The 16,687-nt window shown below is 35.2% G+C and carries 19 protein-coding genes; 11 read left to right on the forward strand and 8 right to left on the reverse strand.

Annotation, left to right across the window (positions count from 1 at the left end; all coding sequences use genetic code 11):
- Positions 1-125: 125 nt before the first annotated feature.
- On the reverse strand, positions 126-323 hold the full coding sequence (locus ADM90_RS08115) for a hypothetical protein (protein WP_053994479.1): 198 nt from the start codon (positions 321-323) through the stop codon (positions 126-128).
- A 202-nt stretch (positions 324-525) separates the two neighbouring features.
- Between ADM90_RS08115 and ADM90_RS08120 the strand changes: the two genes are divergently transcribed.
- Both ADM90_RS08120 and ADM90_RS08125 read left to right on the forward strand, forming a co-directional pair.
- The gene (locus ADM90_RS08120) at positions 526-2,235 is read left to right on the forward strand and encodes a methyl-accepting chemotaxis protein (protein ID WP_053994480.1); all 1,710 of its coding nucleotides are present in this window, start codon (positions 526-528) and stop codon (positions 2,233-2,235) included.
- Between the two features lie 87 nt (positions 2,236-2,322).
- Positions 2,323-3,063, forward strand: a complete 741-nt coding sequence (locus tag ADM90_RS08125; protein WP_235473375.1) for a tetratricopeptide repeat protein — start codon at positions 2,323-2,325, stop codon at positions 3,061-3,063.
- Between the two features lie 93 nt (positions 3,064-3,156).
- On the opposite strand, the gene ADM90_RS08130 is transcribed toward ADM90_RS08125, so the two are convergent.
- From ADM90_RS08130 to ADM90_RS08145, 5 genes are all read right to left on the reverse strand, one after another.
- A complete protein-coding gene (locus ADM90_RS08130) occupies positions 3,157-3,909 on the reverse strand; it encodes a LytR/AlgR family response regulator transcription factor (RefSeq protein WP_053994481.1) in 753 nt (250 codons plus the stop codon).
- A 12-nt stretch (positions 3,910-3,921) separates the two neighbouring features.
- Positions 3,922-4,728: a GHKL domain-containing protein gene (locus ADM90_RS24465; RefSeq protein WP_161804061.1), complete on the reverse strand. Its 807-nt coding sequence runs from the start codon at positions 4,726-4,728 to the stop codon at positions 3,922-3,924.
- Between the two features lie 459 nt (positions 4,729-5,187).
- A complete protein-coding gene (locus ADM90_RS24240; protein ID WP_152927980.1) occupies positions 5,188-5,337 on the reverse strand; it encodes an AgrD family cyclic lactone autoinducer peptide in 150 nt (49 codons plus the stop codon).
- A 1-nt stretch (position 5,338) separates the two neighbouring features.
- Positions 5,339-5,902, reverse strand: a complete 564-nt coding sequence (locus ADM90_RS08140) for an accessory gene regulator ArgB-like protein (protein ID WP_053994483.1) — start codon at positions 5,900-5,902, stop codon at positions 5,339-5,341.
- Between the two features lie 506 nt (positions 5,903-6,408).
- Positions 6,409-7,605, reverse strand: a complete 1,197-nt coding sequence (locus tag ADM90_RS08145; RefSeq protein ID WP_053993757.1) for an IS256 family transposase — start codon at positions 7,603-7,605, stop codon at positions 6,409-6,411.
- 69 nt (positions 7,606-7,674) lie between these two features.
- On the opposite strand from ADM90_RS08145, the gene ADM90_RS08150 reads away from it, so the two are divergent.
- From ADM90_RS08150 to ADM90_RS08160, 3 genes are read left to right on the forward strand one after another with little or no spacing between them, the layout of a single operon-like run.
- Entirely contained in the window at positions 7,675-7,935 is a 261-nt protein-coding gene (locus tag ADM90_RS08150; RefSeq protein WP_053994484.1) for a PqqD family protein, read from the forward strand.
- Positions 7,928-8,356 carry a lasso peptide biosynthesis B2 protein gene (locus ADM90_RS08155; protein ID WP_053994485.1) on the forward strand — a complete coding sequence of 143 codons (429 nt, stop codon included), beginning with the start codon at positions 7,928-7,930 and terminating at the stop codon, positions 8,354-8,356. The genes ADM90_RS08150 and ADM90_RS08155 overlap by 8 nt, the downstream gene beginning before the upstream one ends.
- Positions 8,337-8,852 carry a hypothetical protein gene (locus ADM90_RS08160; RefSeq protein ID WP_053994486.1) on the forward strand — a complete coding sequence of 172 codons (516 nt, stop codon included), beginning with the start codon at positions 8,337-8,339 and terminating at the stop codon, positions 8,850-8,852. The genes ADM90_RS08155 and ADM90_RS08160 overlap by 20 nt, the downstream gene beginning before the upstream one ends.
- A gap of 56 nt (positions 8,853-8,908) precedes the next feature.
- Here the strand turns inward: ADM90_RS08160 and ADM90_RS08165 are convergent, their stop codons facing one another.
- Entirely contained in the window at positions 8,909-10,261 is a 1,353-nt protein-coding gene (locus ADM90_RS08165; protein WP_053994487.1) for a transposase, read from the reverse strand.
- 224 nt (positions 10,262-10,485) lie between these two features.
- On the opposite strand from ADM90_RS08165, the gene ADM90_RS08170 reads away from it, so the two are divergent.
- Positions 10,486-11,694, forward strand: a complete 1,209-nt coding sequence (locus ADM90_RS08170) for an asparagine synthase-related protein (RefSeq protein WP_053994488.1) — start codon at positions 10,486-10,488, stop codon at positions 11,692-11,694.
- A gap of 163 nt (positions 11,695-11,857) precedes the next feature.
- Here the strand turns inward: ADM90_RS08170 and ADM90_RS08175 are convergent, their stop codons facing one another.
- Complete coding sequence (locus ADM90_RS08175) at positions 11,858-13,405, reverse strand: ISL3 family transposase (RefSeq protein ID WP_053994489.1); 1,548 nt, start codon at positions 13,403-13,405, stop codon at positions 11,858-11,860.
- A 409-nt stretch (positions 13,406-13,814) separates the two neighbouring features.
- On the opposite strand from ADM90_RS08175, the gene ADM90_RS08180 reads away from it, so the two are divergent.
- From ADM90_RS08180 to ADM90_RS08205, 5 genes are all read left to right on the forward strand, one after another.
- Positions 13,815-14,039: a hypothetical protein gene (locus tag ADM90_RS08180; protein WP_053994490.1), complete on the forward strand. Its 225-nt coding sequence runs from the start codon at positions 13,815-13,817 to the stop codon at positions 14,037-14,039.
- Positions 14,040-14,144: 105 nt separating this feature from the next.
- Positions 14,145-14,594, forward strand: a complete 450-nt coding sequence (locus ADM90_RS08185) for a hypothetical protein (RefSeq protein ID WP_053994491.1) — start codon at positions 14,145-14,147, stop codon at positions 14,592-14,594.
- Positions 14,587-14,955 (forward strand): MauE/DoxX family redox-associated membrane protein, encoded by a 369-nt coding sequence (locus tag ADM90_RS25515; RefSeq protein ID WP_053994492.1) that lies wholly within the window; start codon positions 14,587-14,589, stop codon positions 14,953-14,955. Before ADM90_RS08185 ends, ADM90_RS25515 begins: the two co-directional genes overlap by 8 nt.
- A 72-nt stretch (positions 14,956-15,027) precedes the next feature.
- Positions 15,028-16,066, forward strand: a protein-coding gene (locus ADM90_RS23765) for an IS630 family transposase (RefSeq protein ID WP_152927960.1) whose coding sequence is annotated in 2 segments (ribosomal slippage) — positions 15,028-15,525 and positions 15,527-16,066 — 1,038 coding nt in all. Because the reading frame shifts where the segments join, the coding sequence is not laid out codon by codon here.
- 89 nt (positions 16,067-16,155) lie between these two features.
- Positions 16,156-16,686, forward strand: a complete 531-nt coding sequence (locus ADM90_RS08205) for a MauE/DoxX family redox-associated membrane protein (RefSeq protein ID WP_053994493.1) — start codon at positions 16,156-16,158, stop codon at positions 16,684-16,686.
- The last annotated feature ends 1 nt before the right edge of the window (position 16,687 follow it).

Genomic DNA, 16,687 nt, shown 5'->3' on the forward strand with positions numbered 1-16,687 from the left:
GTCAAACAAGCCGATTATACAGAAAATTGCTATACTACTCAATCATTGTTTTAAAATTTCTATAAAAAAATTTATTTTTCTACAATTGTACGATAGATTCACAGGAGAATATCATGAAAAGACCCTTACTTAATGGGATATTGCTGGTTTTCATCTCCCCATATATAAAAGAAGATAAGCAGTAAAGCACTTAAACAACCGATCACCAGAGCATATGTGCTGAGGGCTATTTGCACTTGACTTTGTAGGGCATAAATAAAAATAGCTCCAATTATGCATAAATTCCCTATAATAAGTGCTATCAAATGAAAACGTCTAGTCATAAACAAGCCCTCCTATAGATGTAATTGTCAGTCTGTTTAAAAGATATACTTTATCAATTATCTCATAATTCAGAATTTTTATCCAATACTTTCGCTTGCTAGAATTTTTAAAGATGCTTTTTTAGTACATCTTTTTGTAGTATGATGGGAACTAACAGAGAGTACTTATATGAGTATGACAGGAAAGGGGAGAGGATGAATCGTGAACTTACGCAATTCATTAACTTTTCAGCTTGGAACGATTATCGCTGGTATTTTAGTGGTGATGCTAGGGATTACATCGTTTGCTACATACATAACTGCTTACAATAAACTGTATGATGCTGCCGGTGTAGAGGCCTACGGATGTGCCAATATTACAACAGGGTTGATTAAACCAGAAGAACTAAGCAAGGCCATTCGTGGCGATAAAGAGGCACAGGCACGTATTGGTAATGATTTAAATTGGACAACGAACCATAAAGATATTTTTCAAACACAATATATTTTAGCGCTTGATGGCACAATATTGGCGCTTGATAATAATTTAGCAGAGAAGGGTTACGCACCTGGTGATTCATTCTATCTCGATAAAGAAGCTATGGATATGCTGCTGACACATGGACATCCAGCCTATTCACAGCCTTATGATTTTGCTGATATGGAGCGTTTATCTGGTTATGCACCAATTTATCAGGATCATGATCCAAGCAAAGAAATTATTGCTATCAGTGTCATTGATTTTGATGCCAATATTGTAAAAGAACGCACTTGGGATGTAGTGAGAAGTGGCATCTTAATTAGTATTTTCCCAATGCTTCTTGCATCTATTATTACGGGCTTTTTAATTCGTCGTAAAGTCAGACCTATTAGTGTTTTAATTCAGCAGGCAAAAGAGATTGCGAGCGGCAATTTAGCAGTGGCAGAAACAAAGGTAAACAGTAAGGACGAGGTGGGGGATTTAGCCAATACCCTGAATCAGATGACAGCTAGTTTACAAAATATGATTATGATGATGCGTTCAACCTCTGTAACATTAGTAACGAATGCAGATGAAACGGCTGCTACCTTGAACGATATGACAAATACAATTCAAGGTGTAGCCAATAATATTGAAGAAGCATCCAGCGCGGTAACAGCAGGAATGCATCATGCTGAAAATGCCACGGATGTTCTTACTTCATTAGCGAAGGACCTACAAGGAATTCAAAGTAATGCTACTAATAGTGCCCACAATGCGCAAGCAACAATGCAACTTGCAACAGAGGGGGAGCGACTGGCAAAGGATATTAGCCATGATATGACATTAATCCATAAAGGCTCAGATGAAGTAAAACAAACGGTCGAAAACCTAGTGACATCTGCAACAAAAATTCAAGCGATTACCACATCTATCGCAAGCATTGCCTCCCAAACGAATCTATTAGCGCTAAACGCTTCCATCGAGGCAGCTAGAGCAGGCGAGCATGGCAAGGGCTTTGCGGTTGTTGCGGAGGAGGTACGCAAGCTTGCGGAGCAGTCAAATCAAGAGGTTTTACAGGTTGAACAGCTTATTCAGGATATTATGAAGCATGTACAGCAAGTAATGGCATCAACAAATGATAATACGCAATATATTGAAAAAGGGACAGAAACCGTCCTTTTAACAGCGCAATCTTTGGGAGATATCTCTACTGCCGTTGCTACAACCGTAGAGGAAATGATTGCGATTTCCAATGCGTTGACGAAGGAAAATGAAAAATCAGATCGAATTGTGCAAATGATTCAACAACTCACTGAATCGATACGGGATATAGAAGAAACGATGAATATGATTACTGTAGCTGCGCAGCAAACAACAGCAAGCATTGATGAGGTAGCAAAAGGCTCTAATGAAACCACTCAGATGGCTCATACACTAGAGCAGCATGTAAAGGCCTTTCAATTAAAATAATTGTAGAAAGGCTACCTTTTGCTTCCACTCTAAAGATGGTACACTGGCAATAAGATTTTTTGTTTGGCGAAGGTGAGGATTTTAAGCGTGGTAAAACAGATGGATGAGCAAGTTCAACAAGTCAATGATTTATTTGTGAGTGGGCAAGTAAAGGACAGCTATCAATTAGCAAAAGCCATACTAAGCCAAGATCCAGCGATAGCGGATGAGAGTCGTCAGCTCCTCCAACAGCATATTGCATTACTTGAGGCGAATGGTTATGCCAATATGCCTATTCCAACGAATGACAAGGTAAAGCAAAGTGTGGAACGGACAGATGGCTCGTACCCTGAACGAGATGTCCTCGCTGCCTATATAGGTAGTAAGGATCATGAACAGTTTGGCAACGTAGTCGATGAATTATTGGCAGGAGAGGTGGCAGCACAGGCAACCGCCTATTACACGATGGCAGAATACTATGTTCTGACAAAAGAGCATGATAAAGCGATGCTGCAATTTGCAGAGGCGATTAAGCTACAACCAAATAAGGCACTATACTGGGGCGCATTTGCTCAATTTTTAAACCGTACAGAGGGCAATCCGTACTTGGCATTACGCCTGATTGAAGAAGCGATTCATTTAGACGGGATGAACCCCCGCTGGCACTATATTCAGGGCAATATTTTTTTCCAACTAGTGGCGGCTACGAAAAATTTAAGCTATTTACCTGCTTTAGAGGAAGCGTGGACTAAGGCGAAAAAACGATGTTCAGCTAAACAGGTCACATTGAAAATGGATATTGCTAAGTTTGAGGATCTGTTAGTGCAGTGGAAAAAGCAAATGCTATAATAGGATTAGGCATTAAGTACAATATAAAAAGGATTTGGGAGCCATGTTCCAAATCCTTTTTTCATCTTCTTTGAGAATGATATCGTACTAGTACTATTCAAAGATAATAGTTGAGGTAGAAGAGAGTGCTTTCATGAGTGCTTTTTTATAGCGCAGGGAATAGTAGCATATAGAACTATTTTTCAATGTAATTGTTCGCATTGTTATGTCAATCTTTTGAATCTGCTGCAAATTGACAATATACCCTCGATGACAGCGGAAAAAGCGTTCATCCAGTTGCTGCTCAATATCCGTTAAATTATTGAAAAACTCATATACACCGCTTTTTTCCTGCATCTTAATTTTATGAGAGTTGGCCGATGTAGCAAAACAATAAATATCCTCAAAGGGAATGAGCTTCACATACTCACCTATCTTCATTTGAAAATGCTTGCCTATATTTTGGGTGTGTATGCTTTGATGTTTTTGATAGGCAATCTGTAAAGTTTTGATTAAGTTTTCGGCTAAATTAGGCTCATTTTTCACGATGAAATCCAATGCTGCAATTTTATAAGTAAAGGTTAACCTTAATTTATCAGCATAGGTTGTAATAAAGATAATAGTGGCTAAGGGGTCTTTTTCACGTATAACATTCGCTAGCTCTAAGCCGTTTATCTCATGCTGAAGCTCAATATCTAGTAAAAAACAATCCGCTCGATTGTCCTGTAAGTAGGTAAAGACCTCCGATGGATTGGAGGCAACTAATGCAATTTCAACATCCTCATATTGAAATAAAGAAGAGTGGATAATCGTTGATTGTAAAAATTTTCGTTGTCGTACATCATCCTCACAAATAACAATTTTCACAATAGATTCCCCCTAAAAAATTTGTAGTTCCTGAATAAAGTATTGTTTGTCAATACGCGTATTTAATGTAACATTCGGATAATTTTTTAAGATTTCTTCGACATTGACTAAACCAATACCGCGCCCTTCTCCTTTAGAGGAGGCGTGATAATCAAAGATAGTAGAAATATTTAAATTAGCATCTTGTAAGGGATTATCAATGATAATAACCACAGCTTGTTCGTGAGAGTGTAGAATAGCAACGTGTACGACAGAATTAGCGATCTCTACACTTGCTTCAATCGCGTTATCAATTAAAATGCCAAGTACCCTTGTTAAGTCAATAAGGTTCATCCTAACAGAGGATATCGTCTGCGGAATTTCTATGACAAGTTTTTGTTGTAAACGATTTGCAAATAATAGCTTTGAGGATAGCAAGCCTTTTAGCTCAACAACTTCTAAATTTTCCAATGTACCAATCATCTTACTTTGAAATAAAGTCTGCTGCTCCATTTGCATAATATCCGTATAAAAATAGTGCTGTAACCCCTGTAAATCCTTATTTTCTATATAATCTTGTAACGACATTAAAATATTTATATAATCATGGCGAAACTTTTGCATATCTGTATTCACTTGCTCCAACGCCTGCATATAATCAAAAAACTGCTGCTGTGCTATTTCCTTTTGTCGGATCATTTGCATTTGCTGAAGACCTTTAATAAATAAAGAAACAGCTAGTACAACTAATACAATATAGATAATTTGAATAAAGAAATTCGCTGTCGTTAATGCTTTATTATCCTGTACACCTAAAAAGAAGACATTTAGGTAGAACATAATAAGTGTTAGGCTCCCAATAAAAATTAGTAATAGTTGTATTTTGAAAGGAAGAAGCAGCAAATATAACCTCTTTTTTATAAAGATTTTATATAGGATGCTGAGTGATATAAAGCATAGTATAAACCAAAGTGTTTCAAATAAGACTGAATGAGTATTAAGTTGATTATTGATAAGCTGTGCTAAATTATCTGAAAAAACCATAAGCATTAGAACAACGATTACATCAAAAATGGTTATAACATTTTTTTTGAATGAGTAAAATAACCAACTAGCTGCAATGAATAAATAGCCGATAGCAATAAGTTGTGGAACATATATTAATAGTAAGCAAGATGGTATTACTACAAAGCTAACAGATTGCACAAGCATTGTTTTAGTTGGTCGGATAGTGAGCAGGTAGAACAATGCTCCAAACGCAAGTGTGAAATCTCTTACTATGAATAAAAGCATAATGAATTAACCTTGATGGAAGGGATGTTCTTTTTTTAAAGTATCAGGTAATTCTTCTTCATAAGCAAAGGCTCTACAAACATAAACCATATCCTTTTGAGTGATAGACATAATAAGATTTGACATTTTTTTAATAATTGTTTCAAGATAATTCATATTAAACAGTCTCCTTCTTCTGATTATAGATTTCTAATAAAAGCATGAAAAGCTCTAAAAAAATACCTAATGTAATGAATTTTAGTAAATTATTAGGAAATAGTAAATAGATACCGTATAAAATGATAGCACGTTGATAGATTTTCTTTTTCAAATAGTCTCTATGTGCAGCATTAAGAATAGAGTGTTTTTTAGTACCTCGGGGTGCTAAAACTACTATTAATAATAAGCTTAGGAATGTCACTATATACAAAAATAGTATATCTACCTCTATATATGTAGTCAGCTTACATAGGATAGGAAATAATAAAATACTTCCTATTAGACATTGTTTACTTGTTGGAAAATGATAGCCAAAGCATACTTGTCTTAATATATAAAAGGTTAGATGAGTAATAAGGACTTCTACTAAACACCCTATTAAAATGGTAATCATATAGACAACAAACAGTCTACTTGCCTCTGACACAATTACTTTAACACCATATTCAATTTTTAGCCTCTCCGTTTGGGTATGGGATTCAAACGTGAATAGATTGACTAAATGATTTTCTATATATTTCATAAATGCCCCCTTTACCTTCCTATTCTACATAAATTTTATAAAAAATGGGATAAAAATTCCTGAAATGCTGTTTTTTCTTCCTAATAATTCAGAATGTCGAAAAGTCTAGTGTTTAGGAAGAATAAGTTATTTTTAAGGGAAAAATAAGCTGTGTAATAAATTTTTTGTGTATTCTACATGTAAGATATGATTTAGCTAGCAAATTACATATCTAAGTTCAACGTTCTCAATAGTACTACTACAAAAATAATAAAATTTGAGCTATAACCAAAAAAAAAAATTAAATTAAGAGGTAGTTTTATGGAGATAAAAACCAATAAGAATATCATTACATATGAAGAAGAGGAAGGGTACTGTCAATATTTTTGTGTAAATGACGATTCACCCGTTCAAGGGAACTCATCACCTGTGTATTCAATTGTACTTGTTCGAAGTGTTGATTTGAGTGTGTAGGAAAGGGCTAGCCCTTTCCTACACACTCAAATTTCGCGCTGGCGCGTCCCGGTCTAGTTTGCCGGTTCGTGCAGCTGCTCAAACATTTCTTCTAGCTTTGCACGGGCCTGATTGAAGCCGATGTGGCAGCGTGTGGCGAAACGTTGATTATAGTCTTCGAACTGCGTCACTAAAAAGCGCTCCAACGATTCTTCGTTCGGGAACTGTTCCTTGCGCTTTGTATATTTTTTGATTTGCTTATTGAACGACTCGATTAAATTCGTCGAGTAGATGCTTCGCCAAATCGCCTTGGGAAAGCCGTAAAACGTCAGTAAATACGGGTTTTCGAGTAAGCCTTGTGCGACTTTTTTATACGATTTGCCCCATTTTTCGCAGAACGTCTCGAGCGCTTTTTTCGCTGCTTCAGCGTTCTTTGCCTGGTGAATCGTTTTAAAATCCTCGCACACTTCCTTGCGATCTTCTACTCGGACTTTATGCATGATATTGCGTGCCACATGGACAAGGCACACCTGATATTTTGCCTTTGGAAACACATTAAACACAGCGTCTGCCATGCCTTTTAAGCCGTCTGATACGAATAAAAGTACGTCTTCTACACCACGGTCTTTGAGCTCTTGTAGTAGCTCCTGCCAGTTGTAGGCCGATTCTGTTGGGGCAATCGTATAGCCAAGCACTTCTTTAGAGCCGTCTTCACGAATACCAACTGCAATATAGACGGCCTCTTTTGACACCGTATCACGACGCACGGCAATATACGTCGCGTCTAAATACACGCATACGTAACGATTGTGCAAAGGACGGTTATTAAAGGCTTCTACCGTTTCTGAAACAGCCTTTGTCATATTCGAAATCGTTTGCGGCGTATAGTGATGCCCATACATTTTCTCAATTAATTGCGCAATTTCCGCCATCGTAATGCCTTTTTTGAACAAGTGAATGACCGTTTCTTCCAGCGTATCGTTCGAGCGCTTATATGGTACCACTGTCTGTTGTTTAAACTCACCGTTGCGATCCCGCGGGATTTGAAGCGTTAAATCGCCGTACTCCGTGTGAAGTGTACGCGAATAAGACCCATTGCGAGAATTGCCTGAGTTGAACCCGATACGATCGTATTTTTCGTAATCCAAAAATTCCGTCAGCTCTGTCGCCAGTAGCGAGTTGATCGCCATTTCCAAGTGCGAACGAAAAACCTCGGTAATATCTTGTTTTTTGACTAGTGCATCGACAATTTCTGTTGTAAACTGATTCATAGGGAAGACCTCTTTTCTAGGATTGGTTGTGGTGACTTAATTCTACCAAGAAAGGGTCTTCCTTTTTCTATGGAATTTTCTATTTACACAAAATATTTTATACTCTCAGAGGAAGAAATTATAATAATTAATATTGTAGAAAACAGCTTTTATGCACTAGATTATATTGGCTCTATTATATGGAGAGAAATATCTAAGCACCAAGAGTTAGAAGCCATTTTTAAAAGTTTAGTCAGGGTTTTTAATGTGGATAAAGACGAAATATATATAGATGTAACTGAATTTATCAATGAATTAGAGAAAGCAGGAGTGATAGAAATAAATGATTAGGAAAATACACCTTTTTCTATCCATACTCATACATTTGATTGTTTTTGATATTGAATTATCCTATAAAGGTTTCAATAAAACTTTTAAAAATTATTCTCAAAAATTTAATAATGTAAAAGAAATAATGGTTGTAAATAATGAAAGTGATAAGAATGCCATCGAGGAATATTTAGAAATGATGGATATTGTGTGTACTTGGTATCCGAGAAAAGCAGATTGTATCCAGAAGTCATTTTTAGGTTACAGATTACTCAGAAAAAAATATGCTATTCCAGTCGAAATAGCAATTGGAATAAGAAAATATCCATTCGCAGCACATGCTTGGCTTGTTTATAATGATATGAACTTTTTATATGATGAGGAAGATACAGCTCATTTCAAGATTATTATGAATACAAAATATGAAAGGGACGGTGGTTAAAATTAAATGGTTTTTAGCAACGGTAGGAGTACCGATTGAGAGGAAGACATATGAAGATATACTATCAACAGAATACAATGTGAGTGCTGCGAGTATATATGAAAAGATTGATGAGTTTTACTTTTGTTATACAGACCTTAATAAGGTAGCAAAAACTAAGATCAATTTTAAAAATATTCTTATTCTTGGAGATATATCGATACATAATAAAAGTGAGTTATTTGAAAAATATAGGATACATAAGAATATCGAAGACCAAGAAATTATATCTCATATGTATAACAAAAATGGGATAGATTGTGTAAAAGATTTAGTAGGGGAATTTTCATTTGTTTTGATCGATATAGTGAAATTCAAATTTTACATTGTTAGAGATCAAATTGGAGTAAAAACAATTTTTTGGTTAAGAAAAGATTATGGATATGTTATCGCTAGTGATATCTTCCTTCTACAACCTTATTTTAATTTTAATGATATAAGTGAATCAATTTCATAAATCGATTTTTTCAAGAGCTTAGACTGCTCCTGTGTCTGATTTTTGTTTTTTAAAATTTAAGCTGCGTTGTTTTGTAGCTGTAAACGTACATTCATCCGATCGACTGCTAATTTGCAGGCATTATAAATAAACGTCACAAGGTTGAAGTGCAGTTTAGCTTTTCTACCGGTTTTGTGACGGACGTTGTTTAACTGAAAAAATTGCTTTAAATAAGCATTTACTCGTTCGACAGCTGTGCGTTCCTTGTAAAGTTTCTTCCATAGCTCGGAGCCACGTGCTGGAAACGTGTATTTGCGGATATCGGTTTCACACTTGATTTTAAACACCTTTTGACAGAGCGAGTCATCACGTAATGGACAGGTTGCGCAATCTTTTGGACGTGTGAACTTAAGCGTTTGATACTTTTCATCAAAGCTGTCGTAACAGTAGCTATGTTCACGCACACAGGTTGGACGGAAATGTTCATCAAAACCGATCATTTCGCCCTCACGTCTTTTCACATATGGAATCACAGCTTTCATCTCTTGTATTGAAATCTGGCGGTAAATTGCTTCATAGTCATAACCTGCATCGAAAATAGCCGTTGTGAAATGGTTAGGCATGATATGGTTCATCTTTTTTAGTAACGGAATCGCCGCTTTACTATCACTCAGATTGCCGGAAGACATTAGACGCGCCACGATATATTGGCTTTTTGTCGAAACAGCTAAATGCCCTTTAAAGCCGTACCAGAATGTGTTTTTACCATCGCTGTTTTTCTTGATGCCCCACTTTGGTTCAATGGGGATGTCTTGCCATAGAGTCGTCAATGGAATGGTTAATTGTGCTTCCAACTTCTTTTCAAAAGTCGTTTGATTCGCTTCAAGTTCTGCTTGTTCAGCGAGCCAGGCAGCACGTTCTTCTTTTGATTTACGACCACGTTTTTTCGGTTGTGTTTCTTTTTTCTCTGCTGGTTTTGCGGCATCTCTCGCTTCAAAATGTGTTGCATCAAAACTAAGGTGTTCCTCTTCAAGAAAACCTTCTGTAAAGGCAGCTTGAATAAGTTCATCGTGCATGCGATCTAAGACATCTGATTGACTAATCACGTCGACCATACGTGAATACGAGGCTTCAGATGGCACCGTGTCCGAAACTAAAAAGCCACAATCTAAGCGAAAGACGAAATCATGCGTTAATCGATTGACCAAATCTTTAACGGTAGGGATACGCTCGACAATGCGGATCATCAATGATTGAATCATCGCACCGTAGTTTAATTCTCGTGGAGCACCACGCATCGTCTTCTTTCGAAATAGTTGAAAGATTGGCTGCACATCGAAAGTGGCTAAAATAGCATCAAAACGACGAGAACTTTCCATTTTCAATAATTCACGGATGTCAAATAGGCTCATTTGTTTTACAATAGTCATGAGGCATCATTCCTTTTCGGTGGGTTGTTTAGTCGCTACCATTATACCGAATTTGGGGAGGTGCCTCATTTTTATTTAATTTTAGCCCTTGATATTAAAGGGATTAGAATTATGAAATTAACTCAAGTACAGAATATTTTAAAGAATACTTTTTAAGAAATGGCGTAATTGACACAGTTCTAACTCCATATAAAGAAGTAAATAGAATTCCAAGTGGCCATTATTTGAGTCTAAATTCAAATCATCAGAATTTGATTAAGTATTGGGATCTTACATCTATAAAAACGACATTACAGTATATCAGTGAGGAAGAGTATATTGAAGAGTTTTCTTCAATTTTAAGTCAGGCTGTAGAATCTAGAATAGCTAAAGGTCAAAAGAATTCTATTCTGCTGAGTGGAGGACTAGATTCTACTTCTATATATGCATTAGCAAAGAACATAGAAAAAAAAGAAACCGAAATTAAAGGTTTCAGTGCAGTTTTTGATGAATTAGAGGAGTGTGATGAGAGATATTATATCAATATATTGATGGATTTATATGACGACAAAACTAATAGTTTGAATTTTGACAATATTCTAATGTTTGATGATTTCCCGTATTCTGTACCTTTTACTTTTGAACCACATGTAAATACCATTACATTTAACTTCACATTTAATATTGTTTTAGAGGCGGCCAAAAAAGGTTTTAATAATATTCTTAGTGGTTATGCTGGTGATCATCTTTTAACTGGTTCATTATATGTAGCAAACGATCTTTTGAAAAGAGGAAGAATAAAGGAAGTTTTTTCATACGTAACAAACTATTCAATTGGTTCTAATACTTCTGCCTTAAATAATTTTTTAAAATTTGCCTTATTACCAAATGTTTTGAATGATAGTATCCAAATTAAAAATAGCAATTATTATTTTGAGATTAAGAGAAAAATGAAAGAAATTAAGCATTATCATCAAAAACAAATGTATTTCCAAATTTCGAATGCAAAGACACATTTATATACGGATAGGGTCATTGGTTCATTAACTAAATCAAGTCTTCATCATCCTTTCTTAGATAGAAGATTAATTGAATTCGTATATAAAATTCCTGGAAATTTAAAACTTAAGGATGGGCAAACGACTAAATACATTCTTCGTAAATCAATGGAACCTTATCTGCCTAAAGAAATTATTCATCGAAGAAACAAAACAACCCATTTAGTTTATACATACAAAGGAATTAGGAAAAATTGGGATTTGATTTACCGATCTATAGGGGACCCTTATATTGTAAATGAATTAAACTTGGTATCGAGGGAAGTTTGGAATGAAGAGTTAATAAAGTGGAGAAATGGTGTAGAAACACGCGAGGATTTTTGGACACTTTTTGCGATGGAAGTGTGGTTTATTCAGTATAAGAATAAAAGTAAGAATGCTCTTTCTATAACATAAAGAGTTTTCTTTAAAAAATATAGTTGACCAATTGAAATTAATCAAAAAATTATTGATTGGTCACTTCCTGTATAAATGTCCGTACGAGAAGGTTTTTACGCAAAGTTGGTGAAAACATTCAGACTTATGTATAACTACAATTCAAAGTTATTTCAGAATACAATCAAAACCGATATTGCATCCGTTTTTCCAGTAAATCTGGTTTTGCGCGACCATACATCATGCGTTTAATCCATTTTAATCGATTTACTTGTCCCTCCAATAAACCATTTGAATAGGGGGATGCAAAAGCATTTTTTACAGCCGCTAAATCTAAACGAAGTCCGGTACTATAACTATGAAAAGGTGAATTTTTATTCGCCAGTTGTGTGTGCATCCAATCGATTAAAGGCTCGATCGCTCTGTTCTCGAATATAGTTCGATATTCTTGTACTATTTTTTCGAGTGGTTCAAGAAATGAATATAGATGCTGGCACTTCTCCAACACTTGCTTCTGCTCATCATTCAATTGCTGAAAACCTCGCCAAATCCATTGTGAAATTTTTGCTCTTGAAATTTGTTGAATCAACGCTTGAGTAATTCCTTTCTTTTTGTTTGCACGATAAGGCTCTATAAAATGGCGAAGAGCAGAAAGACTGCCGTTGTAGCCTGCTAAACGGATTTTCTTGAGAATTTGATCGGTTGTAAGATGCTCGGTATCATACGCTACAATCAACTCATAATAGGGCTGTAGCTTTGCTTGTGCTGGCTTTGTTTTACGCTTTGTTTTCCGTGGAGGCGTGACTTGTTTTAAATATTTGTAAATGGTGCCACGACTTAATTCATATTTTTTAGCTAGGTACGAAATCCGTACACCTTCTTTGTAATCGTCTTGTACTTGCTGAATCAACTGCCAGCGTAGTTCATCTATAGGCTTTTCTTTAGGTAATTCAATTATTTGATTTGGTTCAATCGACCATTCAATTTGTGCAGGCAGTTTTTGATCAAGCCATTTAATTAACGCTTCTTTTGCATTTTTAATCAAATGCCAGCGATCACTTATTTGTTGGATTGCAACGTTTGCATTGGTGATGGCTTCTCGATACGTTTTAGAGCCGTCCCTACTAACGGTTTGAATATGTGGTCGCGCTACGAGCCAAGATTCAATGAGTTTGCTCGTTCTGCTAGGTAAAATGGCAAGGGGTTGATGTGTTTTTAAATCACAAATAAGCGTCCCATAATTATGACCTTTTCGAAAAGCGAAATCATCGATACCAATTGCGGTTGTCTGTGGTATTGCAATCATTGTTGAACGAATCAGCCTTAGAAAAGTATCGTGGCTGATTCTTCTTAAGTAGGATTGGGCTACTCGCTCGGCTTGTCGGCAGCTCATTGAAAAGGCTAATTTTCTTAAGAACTGTTGAAGTCGTTCCGTTCTCCTTGCGTACGGTAGAAGCCATGAAAAGCGTTCTGTAAAAATACGCTGTTGACAATAAATTTCTGTACAAAACCATTTTCTCGATTGTAAACGGATAAGAACATGTTGACTACCAACGGAGAGATCTTGTAGTTCACGTGTATAAAAACTGTGTTGGTGCTTACTTTGCGAGCCACACGATGGACAAAATGCATATGTTTTTGTCAGTTGTAAATAAAGGATAACAGCTGTTTCTGTTGTTTGAAGTGAATAAAGCGAAAGCTGTTTTTCAGGTGCCTGCCAAGGTATCAACATGAAAATCAGTCCTTTTTAATACTATACCCGAAAAACAAGTAGTCGTTGCTTTCACCAAAAGAGCGTAAGAACCACGAGAATGTACATTTTTGCTTGACTAAGCATGTACACTTTCGCTCAAAGTGTGTTTCTCTATACATGTGTATGAATAATTACAACTTGACCTGGAGACCTCTACTCGTATGATTCATTAACCAAAAGCCAGTTATTCCAAGAGCTGGCTGACCAAACAAGGCTATCATGCTCGCCTCTCCAAGTAAAATTGTAATAGACACTGGGAATCAAAAATGTACACGGTTAAACGAATGTTTTGTACATACTTAAAATGGTGTTTATACTTCCTGCAACAAAAATTAATATAAGAGAATTCTATTATTTGTACAAGGGAAAAACAAGGAGGTTATCAATAATGATGACGCAATATGTAAAGCCAACAATGATTAAACTAGGAAAAAGTGAAAAATTAATTCAAGGTGAATGTGGTTTCGGTGCAGAAAATTTGACATTAGATAAAACAGGTACTTACTGGACGACTAGAAAAAAGGAAGTTCACGTCGGATGGTTGCCTGGATTGGTTGCTGTCTATCAATGTAAGTGGACAAAAGCTTGTAGCAGTGAATCAAATAATTGTTAATTAATTTTGTTTAAGTACTAATATAAATAACAAACCCTTGTACAAATATCACAGTTCTTTAATAAATCTGAAAATCAATACTACTTAAATAAAGGTGAAAACAAAATGGAAATGAGTTTTGTAGACTTCATTCTTATATTTGTGTTTATTTTTAGCTATTTTTATACGTATTATTCGCTTGCTAATAATCATAAATTTCTAAAAAATATAGTAAAAAGTGATAAATACAATTTAGATCTTGAAGGATACGAGGGCTATATTATTGTAGGATCAAAAGAAACATACATAAATGATATAAGCCTTTTTAAAATAATCAACCAAAAATTAAGTTCAGAAAGAAGTTGTTTACTTCTTGATATCTCGCTTGCTGATAGAGATACAATGTTTGATTTGAATATTTTAGAAAAATTAAGTTTGAATACTATTCCCAGTATTCTCTATTTTCAAGATGGAAAAGTTACAGAAATTATTAATTTCGCTGAATTTGATGATGCTACATCACTTATAAAAAAAATCATAAATTTCCATGATAGAAAGGAAATAATGAATGGATAGTGCCGCAATATTAACCAAAGTAGTTAGTATTCCCCTAGGGTTACTTTTCTTGAAAAGTAGTATTTCTAAATTGAGGAAACCTTATCAACTTTATTTAGCTTTTGAAAGTTACAATTTTTTTAAAGAACAGAAGATATTAAGAATAGTAGTATCATTTTTTTTGAGCTTAGAAGTTATTCTTTCGTTAGGTCTATTATATCCAGTTAATTTAAAGATAATTTTATCTCTAGGTATATTTTTACAATCTATTTATTTGTTAATAATGATTATGAATATTAATAAAAGTTTTTCGAATAACTGTGGCTGCTTTCCTTTAAATGTTCCAAAGGAAGTATCGTTAAAAAATTTACTTACTATATAAATTGAACTAAAGCTTCTATCTCCTTCAAAATGGGTAAAGAATACAAACTTATTGTCGAAAGGATGATCCCACATGTTACGCAATGAACAACGAGAAGAACTTCAAACGGCGATGCGACAAACAAAGGATAAGCGACTATTTGAGCGGTATCAGACTGTATTTCTACACCTTGAAGGAAAAAATAACGTTGAAATTGCGATGATCATTCAACGCAATCGAGCAACTGTTGGTGAATATATTAAAGCCTATAAAAAAGAAGGCATAACAGGTTTACGCATGGGGATTTCTACAGGTAAACCACATCGTTTGACCATCGAACAACGTGCTGAGTTGGCTGAGATTGTCACAACGAAAACGCCTGCTGATGTGGGATTTGCACCGTATACGAATTGGACGCTCGCGTTACTCGTTTCACTCGTGAAACGTGAATGGGCTGTGTCCTATTCTTTACGTGGCATGTCTAAATTATTAGAACGCATGCAATTTAGTCATACGCGCCCTACCTATACGTTGGCGAATGCGGACCCAGAAAAGCAAAAAACATTTAAAGAAGAAACATTTCCTGCTTTAAAAAAAGCTATTGTATGAGGAAATCGATCACCTTCTCTTTCAAGATGAGTCCATGATTCGTGACTACCAAGCCATTCAAAAGTCATGGTTTCCAAAAGGGAAACAGCGTCAAATCCCCACATACGGTAAGCATCAAGGCGTGAAATTAATCGGTACGTTAAATTATGAAACAGGTGAAATCTTCTGCGTCGAAGAAGAGAAATACGATGCAGAAGTCTTCCTGCGTTTCTTAGAAAAAGTCATTGCTCATTACCCAAATGGAAAAATTGTCATGATCCTCGATAACGCTCGCATTCATCATGCGAAGCTCATTCAGCCTTTTTTAAAGCTGCATCAAAATCGATTACAACTGGTGTTTTTACCACCTTACAGCCCGCAATTGAATTTAATTGAGGGGCTATGGAAATGGTTGAAAGACAGCGTCATTCATAATGTCTTTTTTTCAAGTACATCGCAAATCAAACTCGCTGTTCGTGAATTTATCCGTTGTCAAAGTGAAGATACACAAGGTATAATCGACCGACTTTGTGTTAGGTTCTAAAGTTCAATCTATAATTTATTTATTTTATTTATTTTTATTCTAATATTTGGATTAGAGAACAGAGGATAAAAAGGAGTCTTTTGATTATTATGATCTTTAGCATGTCTGTTGGTTTTCTATTATTACTTTCGGGAGTTATGAAAATGTTAACCCCTAACTCTGCAGCAAACTTATTTGTTGAATTAGGGCTCAATTCTTTCCAGCTATCAAAACTTTTAGGTATCTTATTCTCTATTGTAGAAATTTTTTTAGCCATTTCTCTTTTTTTAGTAAGTGAAAGTTTACTAGTTAATATTATTTCAGTAATAATTTTTTCAATATTTTTACTAGTGAATATTAAATCTTTAACGAATAAAGAGAAGAAAAGTTGTTCTTGTTTCGGGAAGTTGTTAAAAACAGAGTTAGGTTATGGAGGTATAGTTCAGTCTCTTATTATGTTGATTATTGTATTTTTAAATATAGGAACTGAAAAGCCAGGATTTCTTATGCTTGTTAATAACAAAATAATTTTGCATGAGCTAATACTAGTTGTAATAGTTTCAGTTCTCGGAACAATCACATTAATTTTCATCAGATCAACAATCGACACAATAAATAATAATTTACTGGGTAAACTATAGG

The organism is Lysinibacillus macroides, assembly GCF_001281525.1.
GTDB lineage: Bacteria > Bacillota > Bacilli > Bacillales_A > Planococcaceae > Lysinibacillus > Lysinibacillus macroides.

What these genes read in the sequence shown, in the direction of transcription:
- ADM90_RS08115 (WP_053994479.1), bottom strand. Translation starts at nt 323, where the DNA reads ATGACTAGACGTTTTCATTTGATAGCACTTATTATAGGGAATTTATGC.
- ADM90_RS24465 (WP_161804061.1), bottom strand. Translation starts at nt 4,728, where the DNA reads ATGTTCTACCTAAATGTCTTCTTTTTAGGTGTACAGGATAATAAAGCA.
- ADM90_RS24240 (WP_152927980.1), bottom strand. Translation starts at nt 5,337, where the DNA reads ATGAATTATCTTGAAACAATTATTAAAAAAATGTCAAATCTTATTATG.
- ADM90_RS08140 (WP_053994483.1), bottom strand. Translation starts at nt 5,902, where the DNA reads ATGAAATATATAGAAAATCATTTAGTCAATCTATTCACGTTTGAATCC.
- ADM90_RS08145 (WP_053993757.1), bottom strand. Translation starts at nt 7,605, where the DNA reads ATGAATCAGTTTACAACAGAAATTGTCGATGCACTAGTCAAAAAACAA.
- ADM90_RS08150 (WP_053994484.1), top strand. Translation starts at nt 7,675, where the DNA reads ATGGAATTTTCTATTTACACAAAATATTTTATACTCTCAGAGGAAGAA.
- ADM90_RS08155 (WP_053994485.1), top strand. Translation starts at nt 7,928, where the DNA reads ATGATTAGGAAAATACACCTTTTTCTATCCATACTCATACATTTGATT.
- ADM90_RS08160 (WP_053994486.1), top strand. Translation starts at nt 8,337, where the DNA reads ATGAAAGGGACGGTGGTTAAAATTAAATGGTTTTTAGCAACGGTAGGA.
- ADM90_RS08165 (WP_053994487.1), bottom strand. Translation starts at nt 10,261, where the DNA reads ATGACTATTGTAAAACAAATGAGCCTATTTGACATCCGTGAATTATTG.
- ADM90_RS08175 (WP_053994489.1), bottom strand. Translation starts at nt 13,405, where the DNA reads ATGTTGATACCTTGGCAGGCACCTGAAAAACAGCTTTCGCTTTATTCA.
- ADM90_RS08180 (WP_053994490.1), top strand. Translation starts at nt 13,815, where the DNA reads ATGATGACGCAATATGTAAAGCCAACAATGATTAAACTAGGAAAAAGT.
- ADM90_RS08185 (WP_053994491.1), top strand. Translation starts at nt 14,145, where the DNA reads ATGGAAATGAGTTTTGTAGACTTCATTCTTATATTTGTGTTTATTTTT.
- ADM90_RS25515 (WP_053994492.1), top strand. Translation starts at nt 14,587, where the DNA reads ATGGATAGTGCCGCAATATTAACCAAAGTAGTTAGTATTCCCCTAGGG.
- ADM90_RS08205 (WP_053994493.1), top strand. Translation starts at nt 16,156, where the DNA reads ATGATCTTTAGCATGTCTGTTGGTTTTCTATTATTACTTTCGGGAGTT.